Source organism: Micrococcus sp. ACRRV, from assembly GCF_022346985.1.
Classification (GTDB): Bacteria; Actinomycetota; Actinomycetes; order Actinomycetales; family Micrococcaceae; genus Micrococcus; species Micrococcus porci.
The window spans coordinates 1-5,798 of record NZ_JAKRNH010000131.1 but is presented as its reverse complement, the minus strand read 5'-3'; the positions used below and the strand labels follow the sequence as shown (position 1 = coordinate 5,798).

General features: G+C 72.8%; 6 protein-coding genes. All 6 read right to left on the bottom strand.

Annotated features, from left to right (window positions below):
* Positions 1 to 366: 366 nt before the first annotated feature.
* Positions 367 to 1,461, bottom strand: coding sequence for a recombinase RecA (gene recA, locus MHY29_RS10945; protein ID WP_224355316.1), 1,095 nt, complete (start codon positions 1,459 to 1,461; stop codon positions 367 to 369).
* Between the two features lie 201 nt (positions 1,462 to 1,662).
* Positions 1,663 to 1,875, bottom strand: a complete 213-nt coding sequence (locus MHY29_RS10940; protein WP_255718886.1) for a DUF3046 domain-containing protein — start codon at positions 1,873 to 1,875, stop codon at positions 1,663 to 1,665.
* Positions 1,876 to 1,927: 52 nt separating this feature from the next.
* Positions 1,928 to 2,338: a helix-turn-helix domain-containing protein gene (locus tag MHY29_RS10935; protein ID WP_286670221.1), complete on the bottom strand. Its 411-nt coding sequence runs from the start codon at positions 2,336 to 2,338 to the stop codon at positions 1,928 to 1,930.
* A 79-nt stretch (positions 2,339 to 2,417) separates the two neighbouring features.
* Positions 2,418 to 3,056: a CinA family protein gene (locus MHY29_RS10930; RefSeq protein ID WP_239241219.1), complete on the bottom strand. Its 639-nt coding sequence runs from the start codon at positions 3,054 to 3,056 to the stop codon at positions 2,418 to 2,420.
* Entirely contained in the window at positions 3,053 to 3,667 is a 615-nt protein-coding gene (gene pgsA, locus MHY29_RS10925) for a CDP-diacylglycerol--glycerol-3-phosphate 3-phosphatidyltransferase (protein ID WP_224356841.1), read from the bottom strand. Before pgsA ends, MHY29_RS10930 begins: the two co-directional genes overlap by 4 nt.
* Positions 3,664 to 5,798, bottom strand: a 2,135-nt coding sequence (locus tag MHY29_RS10920) for a DNA translocase FtsK (RefSeq protein WP_239241202.1), incomplete at its 5' end; no start/stop codon positions are given. The genes MHY29_RS10920 and pgsA, both read right to left, overlap by 4 nt.

The following is a 5,798-nucleotide window of genomic DNA, read 5'->3' as shown; positions in this document are numbered from 1 at the left end:
CCCCACCCCCTTCTCCCGCGTCGCGGGGGCGACGGGGCGGGGTGGGGAGGTCGCTGGCGCGCGTCAGCAGCGCGCCGAGGTCGACCGGCGCGGACGGGTCGGCCTCAGGCGCCTGGTGACGTCGACGACGCGGCCGCGAGCGTGCCGTCGCCCCCGGTGCCGGAGTCTCCGTCTCCGGATCCGACTCTGTCCGCGATCGCGAGGCGAGTGCCGGATCGGCGCCGGGCGCCGACGCCTCGACGCCGGCGAACTCGAGCCAGGCCAGACCGGCCTCGGAGTCCCGGGGATCGTCGAAGGCGGGGCGGCTCTGCCGGTCAGAAGCCCGACCCGCGGAACCGCCCCGCCCTCGACCGTGCACGCCGGAGGTCATCCGGCGGCGACGTCACCCGCGACGGCCTGCAGCGCCGGGGTCTCCCCCTCCGCGTCGTCCTCGGCCTGCGGATCGGCGCCGATGCCCAGCTTGGTGAAGATGCGGTGCTCGATCTCGTCCGCGAGGTCGGGGTTGTCCTTGAGGAAGCGCCGTGCGTTCTCCTTGCCCTGGCCGAGCTGGTCACCGTCATAGGTGAACCAGGCGCCGGACTTCTTCACGATGCCCTCCTCGACGCCCATGTCGATCAGGCTGCCCTCCTTGGAGATGCCCTCCCCGTAGAGGATGTCGAACTCGGCCTGCTTGAAGGGCGGGGCCATCTTGTTCTTCACAATCTTCACGCGGGTGCGGTTGCCGACGGGGCTGCCGGCCTCCTTCAGGGTCTCGATGCGGCGCACGTCGATGCGCACGGACGCGTAGAACTTCAGCGCCTTGCCACCCGTGGTGGTCTCCGGCGAGCCGAAGAACACGCCGATCTTCTCGCGCAACTGGTTGATGAAGATGGCGGTGGTGTTGGTCTGGTGCAGGCGACCCGTCACCTTGCGGAGGGCCTGGGACATCAGTCGGGCCTGGAGGCCCACATGGGAGTCGCCCATCTCGCCCTCGATCTCGGCGCGGGGCGTCAGGGCCGCCACGGAGTCGATGACCACGATGTCCAGGGTGCCGGAGGAGACCAGCATGTCCATGATCTCGAGCGCCTGCTCGCCGGTGTCCGGCTGGCTGACCAGGAGGGCGTCGGTGTCCACGCCGAGCTTGCGGGCGTAGACCGGGTCCAGGGCGTGCTCCGCGTCGATGAACGCGGCGATGCCGCCGTTGCGCTGGGCGTTGGCCACCGCGTGGAGGGCGAGCGTGGTCTTGCCCGAGGACTCCGGGCCGTAGATCTCCACGACGCGGCCGCGGGGCAGGCCGCCGATGCCGAGGGCCACGTCCATGGCCACGGAGCCGGTGGGGATGACCTCGACGGGCGCCTGGCTGCGCTCGCCGAGGCGCATCACGGAGCCCTTGCCGAACTGCTTGTCGATCTGGGCGAGGGCGGCCTCGAGCGCCTTCTCGCGCTCCGTGGCGACCTTCTCGGTGGCTGACGCCTTGCTCATGGACTGCTCCTGACGTGATCGATGCTCGTGACGGGCCGTCCGGACCGCCCTGCCTGATGTCGTCGACAGTAGGCGCGGGTGCGGACACGATAAGGCCGGAGTGGGAGGACTGTGCACGGCCGCTCCCGGCCACGCTGCTGTGCAGGACTCTACCCCATCACTCGAACACCTGTTCGATGAACGGAGTTCGAATCCTCCTCCTCACCGCGTGGGCGGCACGTCCCTCCCGAGTCGGCGCTCGGCGGGGATCTCGTGCAGGTCGCAGACGGCCCGCCAGACGTCCTTGGGATCGGCGCCCGCGGCGAGCGCCTCGGACGCCGTCGCGTCGAAGCCGGGCAGGTGGAGGGAGTCGGCCACCAGTCCGGCCCGGGCGGGGCCGAACTCGTCCTCCATGAGGCGCTGGAACTCGGTCATGCGCACGCCGCGGCCCCCCGGGGAGCCGCGGCGTGCGGGGCGCGGGCGGCGCTCAGCGGACCGCGAGGGGTGCGACGTCGGCGGCGCCGTCCTCGGCCATGTCGGCGGGGACGGTGTCCGGGACCACCACGCCCTCCTGCTCGGCGAGGCGGTCGGAGACCTCGCGCAGCAGGAAGGACAGCGGGATCTGCAGGGCGTCGCAGATGGAGGCCAGCAGCTCGGACGACGCCTCCTTCTGGCCGCGCTCGACCTCGGACAGGTAGCCGAGGGACACACGGGCGTCATGGGAGACCTCGCGCAGGGTGCGGCCCTGGCGCTGGCGGACGTCGCGGAGGACGTCGCCGATCTCATGACGGAGGATGGGCATGCTGCGCTCCTTGAGCTCAGGGGTGGGCTGGGACGGGCGCGGCTGGCTGTCCACCCAGCGGGTGATGCCGTGCGCCTGGACGGGGTGTCGCATCATGTGTACTGACCGCTCCTGGGATTGTCCTGGGGGCGAGCCGGGCGAGACCCGTCCCGCACCCCCGATGATCTTGACCTGTTCAGGACAACGCGGGCGCCTCGTCGGGCATTCCCCGACCAGTCGTCCCGAGTGCCGCCAGCAGATCGAGCACGGTCTCCACGGTCGCCGCGCGGATCTCCGCCCGGTTCCCCGGCAGCGTCAGCGCGAACGCCGCGGCGGCCACGCCCGCCTCGGATCCGCCCGATCCGGCCTCCCCGGGCGCCGCCTCGCCGGCCCCCGGCTCCCCGTCGAGACCCGCGAGCGCCGGCGCCAGCTCGGCGGGCACCGCGACGCCCACGAAGACCGTGCCGACCGGCTTCCCCTGGTGGGGCTCCGGTCCCGCCACGCCCGTCGTCGCCACGCCGACGTCGGCCCCGGCCGCCCGTCGGGCGCCGCACGCCATCTGCCGGGCGACCTCCGCGTCCACGGCGCCGCGGGCGGTCAGCAGCCCGGCGTCCACACCCAGCAGCCCCGCCTTGACGTGGTTCTGGTAGGCCACCACGCCCCCCTGGAGGGCGGCGGAAGCGCCGGGCACGTCGGCCAGGCGGGCAGCGACGAGCCCCGCCGTGAGGGACTCGGCCGTGGCCACGGTGAGCCCCGCCGTCGTCAGCGCGCGGACGGCCGCCCGCGCCGGGTCCGCGGCCTCCCCCTCGGCCGCCGCCCCCACCCCCGTGCTCATCGGCGAGCTTCCGGATGGGAGGCCAGCCAGTCGGCGCGCAGGCGCACGGCGTCGCGGACGTACTCGACGCCGGTCACCACGGTCAGCGCCAGCGCCGCGCCGATGACGGTCCAGCCCAGCCAGGGCCACCAGCCGCCCAGCACCGGCGCCAGCGGCATGAGCAGCAGCCCGATGCCCACGGCCTGCAGGACGGTCTTGAGCTTGCCGCCGCGCCCCGCGGGCATGACGCCGTAGCGGATCACCACGAAGCGCATGGCGGTGATGCCCCATTCGCGCACGAGGATCACGATCACCACCCACCACCACAGCTCGCCCAGCAGCGCGAACAGCACGAGGGCGGAGCCGGTGAGCAGCTTGTCCGCGATGGGGTCGGCGATCTTGCCGAAGTCCGTGATCAGGCCACGGGACCGGGCGATGTCCCCGTCCAGCTTGTCCGTGTACATGGCCGCGGCGAACAGCGCGACGGCGATCCACCGGGCGGTCAGGGAGTCCTGCCCCCAGGGGCCGCCGGCCCACACCGCCCACACGAAGAAGGGCACCATGAGGATTCGCACCGTGGTGAGGATGTTGGGCAGGTTCCAGGCGGAGACGCGCTCCGGCTGGGCGTTCATCGACCCGTGAGCTGCCACGCGTCCTCCGATCCCTCGTCGTCGTCCTCACCGTCCCAGCTCGTCGCGGCGGGGCGGGAGTCCAGGTCGTCGCCGACCAGGTCCGCGGAGGCCCACCGGTCGGGGGCCGCCTCCGTCGCCGCGGCCGGGGCCGGTGCCGGCGCCGCGGCGGAAGCCGGAGCGGCCGTCTGCGACGGCGGGGTGTCGCCGTTGATCGTCGCGAGCACGTCCGCCAGGTCGTCCGGCTTCACCAGCACGTCGCGCGCCTTGGAGCCCTCCGAGGGACCGACGACGCCGCGGGACTCCATGAGGTCCATGAGCCGGCCGGCCTTGGCGAAGCCCACGCGCAGCTTGCGCTGGAGCATGGACGTCGAGCCGAACTGGGTGGTCACCACCAGCTCGACGGCCTGCAGCAGGAGGTCCAGATCGTCGCCGATGTCCTCGTCGATGACCTTCTCGGACTTCTCCGGCACCACGTCCTCGCGGTACTGGACCTGCATCTGCGCCTTGACGTGCTCCACGACGGCGTGGATCTCGGACTCGTTCACCCACGCGCCCTGCACGCGCATGGGCTTGGACTTGCCCATGGGCAGGAACAGGGCGTCGCCCTGGCCGAGCAGCTTCTCCGCACCCGGCTGGTCCAGCACCACGCGGGAGTCCGTGACGGACGACGTCGCGAACGCCATGCGGGAGGGCACGTTGGCCTTGATGAGGCCGGTGACCACGTCCACGGACGGGCGCTGCGTGGCGAGCACGAGGTGGATGCCGGCGGCGCGCGCCAGCTGGGTGATGCGCACGATCGCGTCCTCGACGTCGCGCGGGGCCACCATCATCAGGTCCGCGAGTTCGTCCACGATGACCAGCAGGTACGGGTAGGGGCGCAGCACGCGCTTCGAGTCCGGGGGGAGCTTGACCTCGCCGGCGCGCACCGCGCGGTTGAAGTCGTCGACGTGCTTGAAGCCGAATGCCGCGAGGTCGTCGTACCGGGTGTCCATCTCCTTCACCACCCACTGGAGGGCCTCGGCGGCCTTCTTGGGGCTGGTGATGATCGGCGTGACCAGGTGCGGGACGCCCTCGTAGGCCGTGAGCTCCACGCGCTTGGGGTCCACCATCACCATGCGGACCTCGTCCGGGGTCGAGCGCATGAGGATGGAGACGATCATCGAGTTCACGAAGGACGACTTGCCCGCGCCGGTGGCGCCGGCCACGAGCATGTGCGGCATCTTCGCCAGGTTCGCGACGACGTAGCCGCCCTCGACGTCCTTGCCGACGCCCATGATCATCGGGTGGTCGTTGCGCTGGGCGGCCTGCGAGCGCAGGACGTCGCCGAGGGCCACGACCTCCTTGTCCGTGTTGGGGATCTCGATGCCGATGGCGCGCTTGCCCGGGATGGGGCTGAGGATGCGCACCTCGGAGGAGGCCACGGCATAGGCGATGTTCTTCTCGAGCGCGGTGACCTTCTCCACCTTGGTGCCGGGGGCCACCTCGACCTCGTAGCGGGTCACCGTCGGGCCGCGGGAGAACCCGGTCACCTGGGCGTCCACCTTGAACTCGGTGAACGTGGTGGTCAGGGCCTGCACCACGCGGTCGTTGGACTCGGTGCGCTCCTTCGGCTGAGGACCGGCCGGGAGCAGCGCGGACTGCGGCAGCTCGTAGGGGTGCCCGCCGTCCTGCGGGGGGCGGGACGGCCGGGCCGGCTCGGGCGTGACCTCCGGCACCGGCTCGGGGCGGCTGACCGAGGGGACGACGGCGGCCGGGGCCGGCGCGGGGGCGGAGGCGGCCGCCGTGGGCAGGACCAGGGTCTCGTGCTCGTCCCACGCCTCGTCGTCGTGCTCCTCGGCCTTCTCGGCCTCCTCGACGGTGGCCTCACGCTGGCTGCGGGCGTGCTCCCGCACCTGCTCGAGCGCGCGGTCCGCGGCGGTGGGGCGCTTCACGCCGGCCGGGGGGACCACCTCGAGCGCGCCCGTGTCGGCGTCGTCGGCGCGGTCGAGGTCGTCGGCGGAGTCCTCGTCCACCCAGGGGTCGAAGTCGTCGTCCGCAGGCGGGGCGGACCGGCGTCCGCGGGGCGCCTCGGCGTCGAACACCTCGGTGGCGGCGGCTCGGCGGGGCGCGGCGTTCCGGCGCCGGGCGGGGC

Coding starts and splice junctions, on each gene's coding strand:
- recA (WP_224355316.1), bottom strand. CDS start 1,461: ATGAGCAAGGCGTCAGCCACCGAGAAGGTCGCCACGGAGCGCGAGAAG.
- MHY29_RS10930 (WP_239241219.1), bottom strand. CDS start 3,056: ATGAGCACGGGGGTGGGGGCGGCGGCCGAGGGGGAGGCCGCGGACCCG.
- pgsA (WP_224356841.1), bottom strand. CDS start 3,667: ATGAACGCCCAGCCGGAGCGCGTCTCCGCCTGGAACCTGCCCAACATC.
- MHY29_RS10940 (WP_255718886.1), bottom strand. CDS start 1,875: ATGACCGAGTTCCAGCGCCTCATGGAGGACGAGTTCGGCCCCGCCCGG.
- MHY29_RS10935 (WP_286670221.1), bottom strand. CDS start 2,338: ATGATGCGACACCCCGTCCAGGCGCACGGCATCACCCGCTGGGTGGAC.